Raw genomic sequence first — 18,097 nt, 5'->3', positions numbered from 1 at the left:
CTTCACCCTAACCCTGCCTGCGGCAGGGTAATCGCATATGGATTTGCGCGGGCGTGCGACGCTCTCCCTCTTCTCCCCAGCGGGGAGAAGTGCCGAACGCAGTGAGGCGATGAGGGGGCTTCGGCGAAGCCGGAGCCAGAAAGAGGTGACCTTCGGCCCCCCTCATCCGCCCTTCGGGCACCTTCTCCCCGCTGGGGAGAAGAGGGGACTTTCTCGGAGTTCGCCGCTTGATCCTTCTCCCCGTCATAACGGGGAGAAGGTGCCCGAGAGGGCGGATGAGGGGCCTTTAGGCATTGAGCCCCGCCGTGATCAATACACTTCCGGCACGTACATCTCGTCCGGCACCGGATGGCGGATGTAGTCGTCGTGGCGGACGCGGTCGGGCAGTTCGATTTCGGGTTTCGGCACGTCCTCGTAGGGGATCTGCTTGAGGAGATGGGCGATGCAGTTGAGGCGGGCCTTCTTCTTGTCGACGGCCTGAACCACCCACCAGGGCGCATCCTCCGTATGGGTGCGGGCCAGCATCTCTTCCTTGGCCTTGGTGTATTCTTCCCAGTGGATGCGGCTTTCCATGTCCATCGGCGACAGTTTCCACTGCTTCAAGGGATCGTGGATGCGCATCTTGAAGCGGAACTCCTGTTCCTCGTCGGTGATCGAGAACCAGTATTTGATCAGCACGATGCCGGAGCGCACCAGCATGCGCTCGAATTCGGGCACCGAACGGAAGAATTCGTCGAGTTCGTCCTGCGTGCAGAAACCCATGACGCGCTCGACACCGGCGCGGTTGTACCAGCTGCGGTCGAACAGCACCATTTCGCCTGCCGTCGGCAGATGCGGGATGTAGCGCTGGAAATACCATTGATTGCGCTCGCGCTCGGTCGGCGCCGGCAGCGCCACGGTGCGGCAGACGCGCGGATTGAGGCGCTGGGTGACGCGCTTGATGGCGCCGCCCTTGCCGGCCGAATCGCGGCCTTCGAACAGCACGACGACCTTGAGCTTCTTGTGCTGGACCCAGTCCTGCAGCCGGACCAGCTCGTGCTGGAGGCGGAACAGCTCGCGGAAATAGACTTTGCGGTCGATCGTCGGCTCGGCCGGCTCCGACATGCCCTCGGCGACCAGCTCGTCGAGCCGGTCCTCTTCCATCTGCATTTCCAGCTCTTCGTCGAAGCTGTCGGCAATTTCCGCCTTGATGCGGCTGAGCTGGTCGATCATTTGGTCACATCCCCGTTGGTCGGGGGCACAGGAGCAGGGTTTGATGACAGGTATGTGACAGTGGGGTGTGTTGTGGGGTGAAGATTGTTGGGCGAGGAACCGAGAATTAGGTGGGATGGCAAGTGTCATGGGCAGTATCCCAATTTCCAAGTTCTCGGGATTCAAAGACGAAGTAGGCGAGAAAGTCATTGCGATCGCGTTTGCGATCGGCATGCTGGGTCCAGATCACGTCGAGAAACAGCGGAAGAAGTTGACCACCATTGAGGAAGCACCTGTACAACCGCCATTGTGATGACTGACTTCATTCGTCGGCTGGAATAAATTCAGTAACTCTAGTGGATACTAGGGATTCTGACTTGCTTACAACTTGCTTTTGAAGGACAATTCAACCTGCTTAGAGATTTTCAAGTTGAAGAGGAGAGCCGAATGGCAAACAAACCTGTTGTTATTACTGGTGATAGCATGCGTCCCATAACAATTCGGCCGGCCTCTGGCGGTGAGGGCGCATCGGCACAGCCCACAACCACCGGCTCGGGCGCCCCTGCAAAGCCACCGAAGCGCTAAACTTTAGCGGTTATGACGTGACGGTCAGGCAGACGCCAAGAGACATCTACTCGCTTAATTGATGACTTCGGAAGATAGGTTAGAGTTATGTCGCCATCGTTCCCGGTGATTTCGTATTGTTCAAATGAGTTATCCTCCCTATAGCGGCCCGTCACATATACTGCCATCCCGTCTTCGTTCATGATGACTGGCACTTTAGGGAACGGCTTCATCTGTCCGAAGTTTGCTTCTAGGACGAGTCCATTCTCCAAATGAATCTGCACTACTGTCCATTTGGCAGACTGATTCATAATCGATTGCCAGACCGACGACTCGTGATCGTCGCGATAGACGCCGCTAGCATTCATCATGACGCGAGCAGCTCTCTCACCAAGTGAACGCCAGAGCATCCCGAACGCTACTGCTATAGTGCATGTGAGAATGGCGACTAAGGCGACAGATACCGCCTCATCCACGGCAAGCGGCATTCTTTTGGGAAGGAGCCATAGAGTTGCGGCCGTAGCGGAACGTGCCGCAACTCCGAAGCTCAGAACCTGAAGGAGGAAGTCTTCTGTTCTATGGTTTCTTCCTTTGCCTATGGAGATAATCTTGTACGCCAAATAGCCGGCGACAAGAACGATTTGAAGCTCGTAGGGTATCTTCAGTAAGGTTTCCAAATCCCGCCCTCAATTCTCGTCACCAACATATATCCCACCCCTTCCGCCATTGCACCCCGCTCCCAATTTCGCTAAGAGACCGCCAACTTCTCAAAGCAGGCGCGGACCCAAGCGCGGCAGGCAGTACCGGTAGAGGCATATGGCACGCATCGTGATGAAATTCGGCGGCACGTCCGTCGCGGATATGGATCGCATCCGGAATGTGGCCCGCCATGTGAAACGTGAAGTCGATGCCGGCCATGAGGTCGCGGTGGTGGTGTCTGCCATGTCGGGCAAGACCAACGAACTGGTCGCCTGGACGCGCGATGCCTCGCCGATGCATGATGCCCGCGAATATGACGCGGTCGTTGCTTCGGGCGAGCAGGTGACGTCGGGTCTTCTGGCGCTGGCCTTGCAGAATATCGGCATCAACGCCCGCTCCTGGCAGGGCTGGCAGATCCCGATCAAGACCGACAATGCCCATGGCGCGGCGCGCATTCTGGAGATCGACGGTTCGGAACTGATCCGCCGCTTCGGCGAGGGCCAGGTGGCCGTCATCGCCGGCTTCCAGGGGCTTGGGCCGGACAACCGGATCGCGACGCTCGGGCGCGGCGGGTCGGACACCTCGGCGGTGGCGATCGCAGCTGCCATCAAGGCGGATCGTTGCGATATCTACACCGATGTCGACGGCGTCTACACCACCGATCCGCGCATCGAGCCGAAGGCCAAGCGGCTGAAGAAGATCGCGTTCGAGGAAATGCTGGAAATGGCATCCCTCGGCGCCAAGGTTTTGCAGGTTCGCTCGGTCGAGCTTGCCATGGTATTCAAGGTTCGCACCTTCGTGCGCTCCAGTTTCGATGACCCAGACGCGCCGGGCATGGGCGATTTTTTGAACCCGCCCGGTACGCTGATTTGTGATGAGGAAGAGATTTTGGAACAGGAAGTCGTTACCGGCATCGCCTATGCCAAGGATGAAGCGCAAATCTCGCTGCGACGCCTGGCCGACCGGCCCGGCGTTTCGGCCGCGATCTTCGGGCCGCTGGCCGAAAGCCACATCAATGTCGACATGATCGTCCAGAACATTTCGGAAGACGGTTCGAAGACCGACATGACGTTTACGGTGCCCTCGACCGACGTCGACAAGGCGCTGAAGGTGCTGAACGACTCGAAGGACAAGATCGGCTTCGACGTCATCCAGAACGAATCAGGCCTGGTCAAAGTCTCGGTCATCGGTATCGGCATGCGCAGCCATGCGGGCGTGGCTGCGTCCGCTTTCCGCGCACTTGCCGAAAAAGGCATCAACATCAAGGCGATCACCACCTCGGAAATCAAGATTTCCATCCTGATCGACGGCGCTTATGCCGAATTGGCAGTTCGCACTTTGCATTCCGTCTACGGTCTGGATAAGAGTTAAGACAAGCGGCGACGACGACGTTTGGGCGCGAGAGCGCCGGAACAAATTGCCGCCTGCAGTTGTTGACTTTCAGACAGGAGACGAAGCGCGATGAGAGACCTCTCCGCGGGTCCACGCGTCCTTCTCAAGCGGTTGCGCGAACTGATGGCGGAACCGCTCGAGCCGCAGGAGCGCCTTGACCAGATTGTTCGCCAGATCGCGCAGAACATGGTCGCGGAGGTGTGCTCGGTCTACGTGCTGCGCTCCGACGGCGTACTCGAACTCTATGCCACCGAAGGTCTGAACAAGGATGCGGTCCATCTGGCGCAATTGCAGATGGGGCAGGGCCTCGTCGGCACGATTGCCGCCAGCGCCCGGCCGCTCAATCTCTCCGACGCGCAGGCGCATCCGGCCTTTACCTACCTGCCGGAGACCGGCGAAGAAATCTATCATTCGTTCATGGGCGTGCCGATTCTCCGCACCGGCCGCTCGCTCGGCGTTCTCGTCGTGCAGAACAAGGCGAGCCGCAACTATCGCGACGACGAGGTCGAGGCGCTCGAGACCACGGCGATGGTGCTGGCCGAAATGGTCGCGACCGGGGAACTGAAGAAGATTACCCGGCCGGGGCTGGAACTCGACCTGTCGCGCCCCGTGACGATCGACGGCAACAGCTTCAACGACGGCATCGGGCTTGGCTATGTCGTGCTGCACGAGCCGCGCATCGTCGTCACCAATCTTTTGAACGACGACACCGATCATGAACTCGGCCGGCTGGCGGAAGCGCTGGGCAGCCTGCGCATCTCGATCGACGACATGCTGTCGCGCCGCGACGTCTCCATGGAAGGCGAGCATCGCGCGGTGCTGGAAGCCTACCGGATGTTTGCCCATGACCGCGGCTGGGTGCGCAAGCTCGAAGAGGCGATCCGCAACGGGTTGACGGCGGAAGCGGCGGTCGAGCGGGTGCAGAGCGAAACCAAGGCACGGATGATCCGGCTGACGGATCCGTACCTACGCGAGCGCATGCATGATTTCGACGACCTCGCCAACCGGCTGCTCCGGCAACTGACCGGCTATGGCGCCAAGCTTTCGGCCACGGATTTTCCGGCGGATGCAATCGTCGTCGCGCGCGCCATGGGCGCTGCCGAACTGCTCGACTATCCGCGCGAAAACATCCGCGGCGTGGTGCTCGAAGATGGCGCCGTGACCAGCCATGTGGTGATCGTCGCGCGCGCCATGGGCATTTCGGTGGTCGGCCAGGCGGCGGGCGTGGTTGCGCTGGCCGAAAACGGCGATGCGATCATCGTCGATGGCGACGATGCCAAGGTGCACTTGCGGCCGATGGCCGATCTGCAGCGGGCATATGAGGAAAAGGTGCGGCTCAGGGCGCGCCGCCAAGAGCAGTTCAAGGCGCTGCGCGGCGTCGAGCCTTTGACCAGGGACGGCAAGCGGATCAAGCTGCAGATGAATGCCGGCCTGATGGTGGACCTGCCGCAGCTTGTCGAATCCGGGGCGGAGGGCATCGGCCTGTTCCGCACCGAGCTGCAGTTCATGATCGCCTCGACCATGCCGAAGATGGAGGAGCAGGAAGTCTTCTACCGCAACGTCCTGAAGCAGGCGGCCGGCAAACCGGTAACCTTCCGGACGCTGGATATCGGCGGCGACAAGGTACTGCCTTATCTGAGGGCGATGGAAGAGGAAAACCCGGCGCTCGGCTGGCGGGCGATCCGCCTGTCGCTGGATCGCCCCGGCCTGTTGCGTACGCAGCTGCGCGCCATGCTGCGCGCGTCGGCGGGGCAGGAATTGCGCATCATGCTGCCGATGGTGACGGAAGTCTCCGAACTGCGGACCGTGCGCGAACTCTTACAGAAGGAAATCCAGCGTCAGTCGAAGATCGGCGAGCAATTGCCGCGCAAGCTGCAGTTCGGCGCCATGCTGGAAGTGCCGGCGCTGCTCTGGCAGCTGGACGAGCTGATGGACGAGGTCGACTTCGTCTCGGTCGGGTCCAACGACCTGTTCCAGTTTTCGATGGCGGTCGATCGCGGCAACGCGCGGGTATCGGATCGTTTCGACGTACTCGGCCGGCCGTTCCTGCGCATCCTGCGCGACATCATCCGGGCGGGCGACCGCAACGAGACCTCGGTGACGCTCTGCGGCGAGATGGCGAGCAAGCCGCTGTCGGCGATGGCGCTGCTCGGCATCGGCTACCGCTCGGTCTCGATGTCGCCGACGGCCGTCGGGCCGGTCAAGGCAATGCTTCTGGCGCTGGATGTCGACAAGCTTTCGGCCATGCTGCACGCGGCGCTGGACGACACCAGGGGCCGGACCCCGGTGCGCCAGATGCTGGTGGATTTCGCGACGGAGAATGGGGTTCCGGTTTAGCTTCCGAGATTGCTGAGGGTACCCCCTCTGTCGGCGACGCCGACATCTCCCCCACAAGGGGGAGATTGGCCGCTGGCGTTGTGCCTCCCTCACTCGGATGTCATAGAGAAAAGAATGATCTCCCCCCTTGTGGGGGAGATGTCACGAAGTGACAGAGGGGGGGTAAACTCTCCTCAACCTCAATTGAATCGGACTGGCGCGCGTTCTGCAACTGTCCCACGGAGCAAACATTGGCCACACTTCCTGTTGAAAAAATGCGCGAGCTGGAGCGTCGCTTCGGCGAGATCGAGGCGCGGATGTCGGAAGGGCCGGCGGCGGATGTCTATGTGAAGCTGGCGTCGGAATATTCCGAGCTGCAGCCGGTGGTGACGAAGATCCGGCTTTACGAAAAGTCTCTTGCCGAGCTCGCGGATGTCAACGCGCTGATGAACGACCGCACGACGGATCGCGAGATGCGCGATCTGGCCGAGATGGAAAAGCCCGAGATCGAGCAACGCATCGAAACGCTGGAGCAGGAGATGCAGATCCTGCTCCTGCCGAAGGACGCGGCCGACGAAAAGAGCGCCATTCTCGAAATTCGCGCCGGCACCGGCGGTTCGGAGGCGGCGCTTTTCGCGGGCGATCTCTTCCGCATGTACGAACGCTATGCTTCGGCCAGGGGCTGGAAGGTCGAGGTGCTGTCGGCCAGCGAAGGGGATGCCGGCGGCTATAAGGAAATCATCGCCACCGTGACCGGGCGCGGGGTGTTTTCGAAGCTCAAATTCGAATCCGGCGTGCACCGGGTGCAGCGCGTGCCGGATACCGAAACGCAGGGGCGTATCCATACGTCTGCCGCGACCGTTGCCGTCCTGCCGGAAGCCGAGGATATCGACATCGAGATTCGCCAGGAAGACATCCGCATCGACACGATGCGCTCGTCGGGCGCCGGCGGCCAGCACGTCAACACGACGGACTCGGCTGTGCGTATCACCCACATGCCGTCCGGCATCGTCGTCACGTCCTCGGAAAAATCACAGCACCAGAACCGGGCCAAGGCGATGCAGGTTCTGCGCTCGCGGCTCTACGACATGGAGCGGCAGAAGGCGGACAGCGAACGGTCCGCCTCACGCAAGAGCCAGGTGGGGTCGGGCGACCGTTCCGAGCGCATCCGCACCTATAATTTTCCGCAAGGCCGCGTCACCGACCATCGCATCAACCTGACGCTCTACAAGATCGACCGGATGATGATGGGCGAGATCGACGAAGTGGTCGACGCGCTGCTCGCCGACTACCAGGCCGACCAGCTGGCGCGCTTAAGCGAGGTCAAGGGATGACCGATACGCTCGACAGCCTGTTTGCCGAGGCGCGGGCCCGGTTTCTGAAAGCCCATATCGGCGAGGCGGCGCTCGATGCCCGCGTGCTGATTTCCGGGCTGCTCGACCTGCCGGCGGTGGCATTCATGACGCGCGGCGACGAGGTGGTTTCGCAAAAGGACGCGCTGCGCATTCGCGCGGCGATCGACCGCCGCGCGGCGCACGAGCCGGTTCACCGCATTCTCGGGGAACGCGAATTCTACGGGCTGATGCTTGGCATGTCCGAGCACACGCTGGAGCCCCGGCCGGATTCGGAGATGATCGTCGAGGGGCTCATCCCCTTTGCGCAGAAGATCGTGGCTGCGAAAAAATGCTGCCAGATCCTCGATCTCGGCACCGGTACCGGGGCTATCTGCCTGGCTCTCCTCAGTGCCGTGCCGGAAGCAACCGGTGTCGGTTCCGATCTGTCGCCGGGGGCCGTTGCAATGGCGCAGGCCAATGCCGCGCGCAACACTCTCGATCAGCGCTTTTCGGGCGTGGAAAGCGATTGGTTCGGCAGCATTGTCGGCAAGTTCGACATCATCGTCTCAAATCCGCCCTATATACGCACGGAGGTGGTGGCGTCGCTGGCGCCCGAGGTGCGGGACCATGATCCGGCGCTGGCGCTGGATGGCGGCGTCGATGGTCTGGACGCCTATCGTACCATCGCCGCCCATGCCGCCGGCCATCTGGCCGATGACGGCATTGTCGGCGTCGAGATCGGCTACGACCAGATGCAGGTGGTGGGGGAGCTTTTCGAAGGCGAGGGCTTCCGGGTGATCGACCGGGTGCGCGACCTTGGCGGAAACGACCGGGCCATCCTGTTCTCGTTCGGCCGCTAAGCCCTGCAAATGGGCATATATCGCAATGTTCTTTTTTGAAAACGTGAAGAAAAGGCTTGGAATCACACGGGAAGCGGGCTAGGTTGCCAGCCACGCACTGGGCAAAAGGTCACGGACCACAGATTCGTTCCGGTCAGAACTTGCCGCAGGGATTGCTCTCACAAAAGAGTTGCTAAGGTTCGACAGTGCCTGGTGCGGGTACCTGTTAATTTGACTTTAACCAGCGACGGTGCCGTCATGAGGCGGTTGGGTCGCGGCGCGTGCCTGCTTGATCCGGAATCCCCTGATACGGAATTTCTGGCAAGCCACGAAGCCACAAGATCATCAATATCAAGAGAATCCAGGTGAGTGAACGATGAGGCCAGGACAGCAGAACAAGCGCGGCCGTGGGCGTAACAATAACAATACCAGCAGCAGCAACAATGGCGGCGGTGGCAATAACAATAACAACAATCATAACCGGAAGGGTTCCAACCCTCTGACCCGCACGTATGACAGCTCCGGCCCGGACGTGAAGATCCGCGGTACAGCCCAGCACATCGCCGAGAAATACGGCAATCTTGCCCGTGACGCGCAAAGCTCCGGCGACCGGGTTGTGGCTGAAAACTATCTTCAGCATGCCGAACACTACAACCGCATCATTGCGGCCGCCCAGGCGCAGATGCAGGAACGTTTCCAGCGTGACGACCGTGGCGACTACAACGATCGCAACGATTTTCAGGACCGCGACGGCAACGAGCGCGACGACGACATGGACCAGGGCGACAACGACGAGAACTCCGTCGGCCAGGACCAGCAGCTCGAGCAGGAGCGGCATCACCAGCAGGCAGAGCGTCAGCAGCGCCAGTCCGATGGCGAGCGCCAGCAGCGTCAGCCGGAGCAGCAGGATCGCCAGCGCCAGCCGGATCAGCGCCAGCCCGATCAGGAGCGCCCGCGCCAGGACCGGCAGCGCCAGCAGGACCGCCCGCGTCCGCCGCGCCCGGAACAGGCCCAGCAGCGTCCCGACCTTGCCCCGCAGCCCGTCATCGATGGTTCCGGCCCGCAACCGGTGATCGAAGGCACGCCGGTCGAGGTTTCGCTGGAAGAGGAAGCACCGACAGGCCGCGCTCCGACGCGCCGCCGCACCGCTCCCCGTCCACGCCGGCAGCCGCGCCGCGGCGAAGCCGGTGGCGACGAGGCTGCTGAAACAGCGGAAGCCGGTGGCGAACAGGCAGGCGAGAAGCCGGCTCTGGTCGAGGTTGCCGGCGAGTAAGCCCGACTGAAACCCGCGATATAAACATGAAAGCCGCTTGCAGCAGATCGTTGCGGGCGGCTTTTTCGTTGACGGTTGCCCTGAAGCCTGGGCGGTGCGCGATGTCATAACGGCTGCTTTTCCCTGCGCTCACGCTATTCGGGCGTCACCTCAGTTTGCAGCCAGCCGGCCGGCGGCGACGATCAGAAGTCCGCCGGCTGTTCCTTCGATCCAGCGGCGGCGGCGGTTGCTAAAGCCGCCTGTCTTTCCGGCCGCAGCAATCACGATGCTCAAGATCGTGTAGACGATCCCGCAAAGAGCAATGAAGATCGCAGACAGGACAACAGCCTGGCGGCCGATGCTCCCGCCGTGCGTCATGAATTGCGGCAGGATCGCAAAATAGATCATCATGCCTTTGGGATTGAGGCATGCGGTCAGGAACCCGCGCTGAAACTGGTCCTTCGCCAGGGTGGCCGAAAGGGAAAGATGCCCCGTTTTCATGGCGGAGCGGATGAGCTGGACCGCCAGATAGACCAGATAGGCGACCCCAAGCCAGCGCAACCCCTGAAACAGCGCCGGCGAGGCGGCGACAAGAGCCGCCACGCCGAGAGCGACGAGGGTTGAATGTACCATGTAGCCAATACAGACGCCGGCGGTTGAGCGCAGGCCGGCGGCCGCTCCCCCTGACAGCGCCTGCGATGCCACGAAAAGCATGTCGGGACCGGGGGTGCAGATCAACGGCAGCACCGTCGCAGCGAAGACGAGCATTGTTTCTGTGTTCATGGCTGGAATCGTAGGGCAACCGGCCGGCAATCAGGTTGCGAAGATGCCGGAAAATGGAGTAAATTTGGCATTAGATGGATCTAATTGTGAAAAAATGAGCATTCAATGCCAGAAAAATTGGATGATATAGACCGGCGCATCCTGCGCGCGTTGCAACGCGACGGCCGGCTGCAGAATGTCGAGCTTGCGAGGGAGGTAGGGTTGTCGCCATCGCCCTGCCTGCGCCGGGTCAAGCTGCTGGAGGAGGCAGGCGTGATCGACCGCTATGTCGCAGTCCTTGATTCCGCGAAGGTCGGCCTTGGTCTGTCGATGTTCGCGCGGGTCTGGCTGACGGCTCAGGACGCGGAAACCATCGATCATTTCATCGCGGCGATGAAGCAGCTTCCCCAGGTGATGGAGTGTTATATCATGCTCGGGGAAAGCGACGCCCTGTTGCGCGTCGCCGTGACAGATCTCGATGACTACCGGCGTTTTCAGGCCGCCCATCTCACGCGGAAAAACGGAATCCAGAACGTCAAAACCGATGTGCCGAGCCAGATCGTCAAGCAGACTTCCGTTTTGCCGATATGACGTCCGGGTATTCGGGCGGAGGGGAGTGTTTTCGTGGGCGCGGTTGCTGCAAAGCGCTAGTCGCCTTTTGCCCTGCAAGCATCCGATTCAATCTCGCAGAGACCCCGGCCAGCCCCTTTAATTTCCAAAAGTCCGGCCCCATATTCCTTCCAAGTTGCCGTGGCCGCCTTTCGCGAGGCGGCGGAACGGCGAGACGCGGGCTTGCCTTTTGAGGGAGCCTCATTCCAACTGTCGGCAGTGCCAAGGATGGGCTGACCGATTACCGGAGGGTGACTGATGAATATTGAAAAATACTCCGAGCGCGTGCGCGGTTTTCTGCAATCGGCTCAGACCTATGCGCTGGCACAGGGCCATCCGCAATTCGTTCCCGAACATGTGCTGAAAGTCCTGCTCGACGACGACCAGGGCATGGCGGCATCGCTGATCGAGCGGGCCGGCGGCAGCGCCAAGGACGCAAGGCTTGCCAATGACGGTGCGCTTGCCAAGCTGCCGAAAGTCTCGGGCGGCAACGGCTCGCTGTCGCTTTCGCAGCCGCTTGCCAAGGTGTTCACCACGGCCGAAGAGGCCGCCAAGAAGGCGGGCGACAGTTTCGTCACCGTCGAGCGGCTGCTGCAGGCGCTGATCATCGAGACTTCGGCTGCGACCTCCGGAATCCTGTCTAAGGCGGGACTGACCGCGTCCAAGCTCAACCAGGTGATCAACGACATCCGCAAGGGCCGCACCGCCGATGGCGCCAATGCCGAGGCCGGCTTCGATGCCTTGAAGAAATATGCGCGTGACCTCACGGCCGACGCCCGCGACGGCAAGCTCGACCCGGTGATCGGCCGCGACGACGAAATCCGTCGCACCATCCAGGTCCTGTCGCGCCGCACCAAGAACAACCCGGTGCTGATCGGCGAGCCCGGCGTCGGCAAGACGGCGATCGCCGAAGGCCTCGCCTTGCGCATCATCAATGGCGACGTGCCGGAAAGCCTCAAGGACAAGAAGCTCATGGCGCTCGACATGGGCTCGCTGATTGCGGGCGCAAAATTCCGCGGCGAATTCGAGGAGCGGCTGAAGGCCATTCTGTCCGAGGTTCAGGCGGAAGCGGGCGAGATCATCCTGTTCATCGACGAGATGCACACGCTGGTGGGCGCCGGCAAGGCGGACGGGGCGATGGACGCCTCCAACCTCTTGAAGCCGGCGCTTGCGCGCGGCGAGCTGCACTGCGTTGGCGCCACCACGCTCGACGAATACCGCAAGCATGTCGAAAAGGACGCGGCCCTTGCCCGCCGGTTCCAGCCTGTCATGGTCAACGAGCCGAATGTCGAGGACACGATCTCGATCCTGCGCGGCCTGAAGGAAAAGTACGAGCAGCATCACAAGGTGCGGATCTCCGATTCGGCGCTGGTGGCGGCTGCGACGCTTTCTAACCGCTACATCACCGACCGGTTCCTGCCCGACAAGGCCATCGACCTGATGGACGAAGCCGCCTCGCGGCTGCGCATGCAGGTGGATTCGAAGCCCGAAGAGCTGGACGAACTCGACCGCCGCATCATGCAGCTGAAGATCGAGCGCGAGGCGTTGAAAAAGGAAACCGACCGGGCCTCGAAGGACCGGCTGGAAAAGCTGGAACTGGACCTGACCGGGCTCGAGGAGCAGGCCGATGCGCTGACCGCGCGCTGGCAGGCGGAAAAGTCGAAGCTTGGTCTGGCGGCTGATCTCAAGAAGCAGCTGGACGAGGCCCGCAACGAACTGGCGGCAGCGCAGCGCAAGGGTGAATTCCAGCGGGCAGGGGAGCTTGCCTATGGGGTGATCCCGAAGCTGGAGAAGGAACTGGAAGTCTCCGAAAGCCAGGATTCGTCGGCGCTCGACCCGATGGTGCAGGAAGTCGTGACCCCCGACAACATCGCCCATGTCGTGTCCCGCTGGACCGGAATTCCGGTGGAGAAAATGCTCGAAGGCCAGCGCGACAAGCTGTTGCGCATGGAAGACGAACTGGGCAAATGGGTGGTCGGCCAGGGCGATGCGGTCCAGGCCGTGTCGCGCGCGGTTCGCCGTTCGCGGGCCGGCCTGCAGGATCCGAACCGTCCGATCGGTTCGTTTATCTTTCTCGGGCCAACCGGCGTCGGCAAGACGGAGCTGACCAAGGCTTTGGCGCGCTTCCTCTTCGACGACGATACGGCGCTGGTGCGCATGGATATGTCCGAGTACATGGAGAAGCACTCCGTCTCCCGGCTGATCGGCGCACCTCCCGGCTATGTCGGCTACGAGGAAGGCGGCGCGCTGACCGAAGCGGTGCGGCGCAAGCCCTATCAGGTCGTGCTGTTCGACGAGATCGAGAAGGCGCATCCGGACGTGTTCAACGTGCTGCTGCAGGTGCTTGACGACGGCCGTCTGACCGATGGCCAGGGCCGCACGGTGGATTTCCGCAACACGATGATCATCATGACCTCCAATCTCGGGGCGGAATATCTGTCGCAGCTTGGCGAAAACGATGACAGCGACATGGTGCGCGATCAGGTGATGGACGTGGTGCGCGGCCATTTCCGGCCGGAATTCCTCAACCGGGTCGACGAGATCATCCTGTTCCACCGCCTGAAGCGCGGCGAAATGGGCACGATCGTCGATATCCAGCTGGAGCGCCTGCGCCAGCTGCTCGCCGACCGCAAGATCACGCTCGAACTCGACGACGAGGCGCGCGCCTTCCTCGCCGACAAGGGCTACGATCCGGCCTATGGCGCGCGTCCCCTGAAGCGGGCCATCCAGAAATACGTCCAGGACCCGCTGGCCGAACAGATCCTGCAGGGGAATTTCCCGGACGGATCGACGATCAAGGCGTTTTCGGGCTCCGACCGGCTGAACTTCAAGCTGCGGGGCGGTGCCGAGAAGGCCGCGGCCTGATACGATGACAAGAGAAAGGCCGTCCTTCGGGGCGGCCTTTTGCTTTATCGCTGATGTAGGCACAGGCCGGAGGGTGGTCCGTGACGTAGGCTTGGGGGTGGGATGCAGAAACCGATATTGTTCGGCGCGGATTATAGCGTCTACGTGCGTGCGGTCCGGCTTGCTCTGTTTGAGAAAGGCGTTGATTACGATCTCGTGCCGATCGATGTCTTTGCCGAAACAGGGCCGCCGCCGCCATACCTCACCCGGCAACCCTTCGGCCGGATCCCGGCCTTAGAGCATGACGGATTTCAACTTTACGAGACCGGGGCAATAACGCGTTATATCGATGAGGCATTCGAGGGGCCTGCTCTCCAGCCAGCCGACCCTTGCCATCGGGCACGCGTCAACCAGATCATCAGCATCGCGGACGGATATGTTTATTCGACGCTCGTCTGGGGCATTTACGTCGAACGGGTTTCCAAGCCCTTGCGGGGCGAACCAAGCGATGAGACACGGCTTGCCGCCTCCCTTTCCAAGGCGCCGGTCATCCTGAAAGCGCTTGCCGATCTTATGGGCGATGGCCCTTGGCTGGGCGGAACGGCCCTGACACTCGCCAATCTGCATGTCGCGCCGATGATGGATTATTTCGCCAAATCTCCGGAAGGCCTGCCGATGCTCGACCGTCACGCCAATCTCAGAGGCTGGTGGTCGCGGATGCGGGAGCGGGCGAGCATGCGGCAGACGGAGCCGGGGGAGTAGGGGAGGCCAGATGCCGGTGGGGTTCAGGGAAGGCATCAGCTTTGATGGAGCAAGGCGGAATTGGGATGATTCCGGTCCTCGGCCGCTGTCGTGGTCGGCTTGGTACCCTGCTAGCAAGGACGCGTGCGTGGCGGCCCCGGCTACATCTTCGTGGTTCAAGAGGGAACCAGTTGCATGGGATGCGCGGCTTGCATCATCGGAAGCGACATTCCCGCTGGTGTTGCTATCACACGGAAGTGGCAGCAGTACGGCTGCGCTGGAGTGGCTCGCATATCGGCTTGCGCAATGCGGATATGTGGCCTTGGGTGTCAATCATCACGGTCATACCGGCGGCGAGCCATACCGAGCTGAAGGGTTTCTATGTCTATGGGAGCGTGCCAGAGACTTTAGCGCGCTTTTGGACGATCCTTCATGGCGCCATGCTGTCGGCGGAGCCGTTGATAATGAAGCCTGCGTCGCCGGGTTTTCGGCAGGGGCCTATACAGCCATGCTTCTCATGGGCGCGCGTGTTGCCTACTCACAATTTGAGCCTGGCAATCCCGTCAAAAGTCCGATCCGGGGTCCAAGAGAATTTCCCGATCTTATAGATGAGCTACCAAGGCTCCGGGATGTTCCGGTTTTTCGGGAGTCATGGGAGCGGCGGCGGAGCGACTATACGGACCCAAGGATCAAGCGAGCCGCCGTGATAGCGCCGGGCCGTTCTGTGTTGGGCTTTGCCAAGGATAGCCTGCAAACTATCCGCAAACCGATCCAATTGTACGGCGGGGGTGATGACACCGTTGCTCCCCCAGCGGAGTGTTGCGAATGGCTTCACAAAAACGTGCCGGGCAGCACATGTGAAATCATAACGGGTGTGGGGCATTATACATTTCTGCCCGAAGGAACAGAAATCGGTGATCAGGCCGCTCCAGAACTCTTCCAAGATAAACTGGGGGTCGAGCGGCGGGCTGTGCATGCATGTGTTGCGCAGCGTATAGCGGGTTTCTGCGGCTGCGCTCCGGTAGCGTCCGTATTGGGCGAACGTGACTGAGTTCGCCAATGAACTGCAATTTTCTTGCGCACGGGATCTTTCTCCGAAGCTTGCAGTAAAGTCTGGAAGGGCAACAACGATGGCGCGAGGCAAACGCGCCCACCTACTGCACCGCCGCCACTTCGGCATTGCCATTGTCCTTGGCCAGCAACTCGTCGATACGGCCGCGTTCCTTCTCGAACTGGGCCAGTGCCTGGCCGTCGAGCGACTTGCCGCCGGGAAGGCGGATGCGTAAGGGGTCGACGCGGTTGCCGTTGACGATCAGTTCGTAGTGCAGATGCGGGCCGGTCGACAGGCCGGTCGTGCCGATCCAGCCGATCACCTGGCCCTGGACGACCTTGGCGCCGACGGTGACGTTCTTGGCGATCGCGCTCTGGTGATTGTAGGACGAGACATAGCCGTTGGCATGGCGGATCAGGGTCTGGTTGCCGTAGCCGCCGGAATCCCAGCCGGCCTTTTCGACCACGCCGTTGCCGGCCGCGATGATCGGCGTGCCGCGGGGGGCCGCCCAGTCGACGCCGGTATGCATGCGCGAGAAACCGAGGATCGGATGGCGGCGCATGCCGAAGCCGGAGCGGAAGGTACCGTTCGGCACGGGATTGCGCAGCAGGAACTGGCGGATGCTCTTGCCCTGCTCGTTGTAATAGTCGACCGAATTGTCGTCCGGATCCTGGAACCGGTAGAAACGCGTCTCGGCATCGCCGAATTTTGCGTTGACGTAGAGCAGTTCTGAATCGTCGGTCGCCTTGCCGCTGTCGTCGGCGACGGAGAAGAACGCCTCCAGACTGTCGGTCGGCTTCAATTGCGCCTGGAAATCGACATTGCTGGCGAGAAGCTTGATGATCTGGGCGATCATCGTCGTGTTCATGCCGTAGGAAAGAGCGGCACGATAGACGCCGTCGTAGACGCGGGGCAGGTCGCGGCCGGCAGAGACCGATGGCGTGCCGTTGTCGTCAAAGGCGGTGGCGATCGCATCCAGCGGCGGCGGCTCGTATCCCTTGACGAAATGGCCCTTGTCATCGAGCGCCATGGTAAAGACATGGCTGCCGTGCGAATAGACGCTGGCGCGCACCACCTTTGCCTCGTCGTTCTGGCCCTTCTGGATGATGCCGATGCGCAGGACGTCGCCCTCCTGCAGGTCGGTCGCGTCCAGCGCCGGCCGCAGATAGCCGGCGAGATCCTCGGCCTGGGCTTTTCCATAACCGGCATTGATGAGAACGGCGGCGATCGGCGTTGCCCGGCGGACCGGAATGACGTCGTCGGCATATTCGGTGGTCTCGTCGGTGATGTTTTCGAAGGACGATACCGTCATGTTCTCCTCGACCACCCGGGCGGACAGGCCCTGGATCAGGTCGAGATCGGAGGCATCGGAGGCAAAGCGGCGCGGATCGACATAGAAGAGCGAGGCAAGCTGGGTGTTGCCGTCGGTCAGCACCGAACCGTTGGTGCGGACATTTTCCTCGACCTCATCCATGGACATGGACGGGGCGAATTTCAGCGTCGAACCCTTGAGCGGGAAGTCGACGGTTTTCAGCGCGACTTCGGATTCGACGTCGGAGCCGTAGATGGTCCCGGTGCGGCTGACGGGTGGAGCGGCTTCCGCCTCGTCGCTGGAAAAGATCGCCAGCGGATCGAAGGCAGGATATTTTTCCGCCGGCTGGTGGTTGGCGGCCAGCGTCATCTTCACATGCGCGAAGGGCTGGCGCCGCACCACTTCCTTCTCGCCGTCATGGGTCATGGTCGAGACTTCCATGATGGTGCGGTCGGAGGGCTTGGCAACGATGCTGGGGCTCAGGATACGGTTGCCGCGCTTGGCGGCGGCCGTCGGCTGCGAGCCGCGGGCGGAGGGGTCGATTGCCGCATAGGCTTCGGCCGGGATGGCCAGCTGCTGGCGTCCGTCGAGGGCGGCAAACAGCGCCACGCCCATCAGAAGGCTTGAGGTAATGCCGGTGAGGAACGTGCCCGAAAGCCAGCGCAGAGAAATCTCGCGCCGGTCGGGTGCCCTGCGTCCATCCGCAAGGATCGGCGGCTCGTTGCCGAGCGACCGCATCATGGTCTTGTCCGTGATCATGCCAATTCGAGCGGAGTCCCTGGTTACGCGCCGTTTCTTATTATGGTCTCGGTATGTTGTGCGAAGATGTGCATCTTTCATGCCTCCGAGTCAAACAGAACAGCCATCACCATATAGGGCTGCATATAGGGTCGAAGAGAGCCGGCGAAGCACCGCGCAACGCACTTGCGAATGCCTTTTAGGGCGCCGATTGTGAAGAAGTGAGGGCGGAATTGTGATTTCGGCTCTCTACAAGGGGTTATCCGGATTGTCGCAATGCAGCAAAGCCTTACGGCGCAGGCTTTTGTCAAAAAACTGTCATTTTTTTCAAAAAGCCTGTTGACTATGAACGATGCCTGGGACTATAAACCGCTCACCAACGAGGGCGGCGGCGCTGCTGGCGACCGACGAACTCGCTCTGAAGTTTCTTGAGAAAGTTTTGAGCGGATTGTG

General features: G+C 61.4%; 16 protein-coding genes. 11 read left to right on the top strand and 5 right to left on the bottom strand.

Features of this window, described 5'->3' with window-relative positions; translation table 11 throughout:
• Nucleotides 1-309 precede the first annotated feature (309 nt).
• Nucleotides 310-1,212 carry a polyphosphate kinase 2 gene (ppk2, locus tag J2Z75_RS11610; protein WP_209852305.1) on the bottom strand — a complete coding sequence of 301 codons (903 nt, stop codon included), beginning with the start codon at nucleotides 1,210-1,212 and terminating at the stop codon, nucleotides 310-312.
• 127 nt (nucleotides 1,213-1,339) lie between these two features.
• Between ppk2 and J2Z75_RS11605 the strand changes: the two genes are divergently transcribed.
• On the top strand, nucleotides 1,340-1,504 hold the full coding sequence (locus tag J2Z75_RS11605; RefSeq protein ID WP_209852302.1) for a hypothetical protein: 165 nt from the start codon (nucleotides 1,340-1,342) through the stop codon (nucleotides 1,502-1,504).
• A 268-nt stretch (nucleotides 1,505-1,772) separates the two neighbouring features.
• Here the strand turns inward: J2Z75_RS11605 and J2Z75_RS11600 are convergent, their stop codons facing one another.
• Nucleotides 1,773-2,432 carry a hypothetical protein gene (locus J2Z75_RS11600; RefSeq protein WP_209852299.1) on the bottom strand — a complete coding sequence of 220 codons (660 nt, stop codon included), beginning with the start codon at nucleotides 2,430-2,432 and terminating at the stop codon, nucleotides 1,773-1,775.
• Nucleotides 2,433-2,571: 139 nt separating this feature from the next.
• Here J2Z75_RS11600 and J2Z75_RS11595 point away from each other — a divergent pair, with 139 nt between their 5' ends.
• From J2Z75_RS11595 to prmC, 4 genes are all read left to right on the top strand, one after another.
• Nucleotides 2,572-3,825: an aspartate kinase gene (locus J2Z75_RS11595; RefSeq protein WP_209852296.1), complete on the top strand. Its 1,254-nt coding sequence runs from the start codon at nucleotides 2,572-2,574 to the stop codon at nucleotides 3,823-3,825.
• Nucleotides 3,826-3,915: 90 nt separating this feature from the next.
• Entirely contained in the window at nucleotides 3,916-6,183 is a 2,268-nt protein-coding gene (gene ptsP / locus J2Z75_RS11590) for a phosphoenolpyruvate--protein phosphotransferase (protein WP_209852293.1), read from the top strand.
• A 230-nt stretch (nucleotides 6,184-6,413) separates the two neighbouring features.
• Nucleotides 6,414-7,496 carry a peptide chain release factor 1 gene (gene prfA, locus J2Z75_RS11585; RefSeq protein ID WP_209852290.1) on the top strand — a complete coding sequence of 361 codons (1,083 nt, stop codon included), beginning with the start codon at nucleotides 6,414-6,416 and terminating at the stop codon, nucleotides 7,494-7,496.
• Complete coding sequence (gene prmC, locus J2Z75_RS11580; protein WP_209852287.1) at nucleotides 7,493-8,356, top strand: peptide chain release factor N(5)-glutamine methyltransferase; 864 nt, start codon at nucleotides 7,493-7,495, stop codon at nucleotides 8,354-8,356. Before prfA ends, prmC begins: the two co-directional genes overlap by 4 nt.
• 235 nt (nucleotides 8,357-8,591) lie before the next feature.
• Here prmC and J2Z75_RS11575 read toward each other — a convergent pair whose 3' ends face one another.
• Entirely contained in the window at nucleotides 8,592-8,813 is a 222-nt protein-coding gene (locus tag J2Z75_RS11575) for a hypothetical protein (RefSeq protein ID WP_209853408.1), read from the bottom strand.
• On the opposite strand from J2Z75_RS11575, the gene J2Z75_RS11570 reads away from it, so the two are divergent.
• A complete protein-coding gene (locus J2Z75_RS11570; RefSeq protein WP_209852285.1) occupies nucleotides 8,712-9,608 on the top strand; it encodes a DUF4167 domain-containing protein in 897 nt (298 codons plus the stop codon). The genes J2Z75_RS11575 and J2Z75_RS11570 overlap by 102 nt on opposite strands.
• Before the next feature lie 150 nt (nucleotides 9,609-9,758).
• Here the strand turns inward: J2Z75_RS11570 and J2Z75_RS11565 are convergent, their stop codons facing one another.
• Nucleotides 9,759-10,370: a LysE family translocator gene (locus J2Z75_RS11565; protein WP_209852282.1), complete on the bottom strand. Its 612-nt coding sequence runs from the start codon at nucleotides 10,368-10,370 to the stop codon at nucleotides 9,759-9,761.
• A 105-nt stretch (nucleotides 10,371-10,475) separates the two neighbouring features.
• On the opposite strand from J2Z75_RS11565, the gene J2Z75_RS11560 reads away from it, so the two are divergent.
• From J2Z75_RS11560 to J2Z75_RS29210, 4 genes are all read left to right on the top strand, one after another.
• The gene (locus J2Z75_RS11560) at nucleotides 10,476-10,940 is read left to right on the top strand and encodes an Lrp/AsnC family transcriptional regulator (protein ID WP_209852279.1); all 465 of its coding nucleotides are present in this window, start codon (nucleotides 10,476-10,478) and stop codon (nucleotides 10,938-10,940) included.
• Nucleotides 10,941-11,216: 276 nt separating this feature from the next.
• Complete coding sequence (clpB, locus tag J2Z75_RS11555; RefSeq protein ID WP_209852275.1) at nucleotides 11,217-13,823, top strand: ATP-dependent chaperone ClpB; 2,607 nt, start codon at nucleotides 11,217-11,219, stop codon at nucleotides 13,821-13,823.
• A gap of 102 nt (nucleotides 13,824-13,925) precedes the next feature.
• Entirely contained in the window at nucleotides 13,926-14,564 is a 639-nt protein-coding gene (locus J2Z75_RS11550) for a glutathione S-transferase family protein (RefSeq protein ID WP_209852272.1), read from the top strand.
• Between the two features lie 10 nt (nucleotides 14,565-14,574).
• Complete coding sequence (locus tag J2Z75_RS29210; RefSeq protein WP_234937311.1) at nucleotides 14,575-15,594, top strand: alpha/beta hydrolase family protein; 1,020 nt, start codon at nucleotides 14,575-14,577, stop codon at nucleotides 15,592-15,594.
• 103 nt (nucleotides 15,595-15,697) lie between these two features.
• Here J2Z75_RS29210 and J2Z75_RS11545 read toward each other — a convergent pair whose 3' ends face one another.
• On the bottom strand, nucleotides 15,698-17,665 hold the full coding sequence (locus J2Z75_RS11545) for a M23 family metallopeptidase (protein WP_209852269.1): 1,968 nt from the start codon (nucleotides 17,663-17,665) through the stop codon (nucleotides 15,698-15,700).
• A gap of 255 nt (nucleotides 17,666-17,920) precedes the next feature.
• Between J2Z75_RS11545 and J2Z75_RS11540 the strand changes: the two genes are divergently transcribed.
• Complete coding sequence (locus tag J2Z75_RS11540; RefSeq protein ID WP_209852267.1) at nucleotides 17,921-18,076, top strand: hypothetical protein; 156 nt, start codon at nucleotides 17,921-17,923, stop codon at nucleotides 18,074-18,076.
• Nucleotides 18,077-18,097: the final 21 nt, after the last annotated feature.

Source organism: Rhizobium herbae (genome assembly GCF_017873135.1).
Taxonomy (GTDB): domain Bacteria; phylum Pseudomonadota; class Alphaproteobacteria; order Rhizobiales; family Rhizobiaceae; genus Pararhizobium; species Pararhizobium herbae.
Note: the sequence above shows the minus strand (reverse complement) of the source record. Positions and strands in the feature narration are given on the sequence as shown.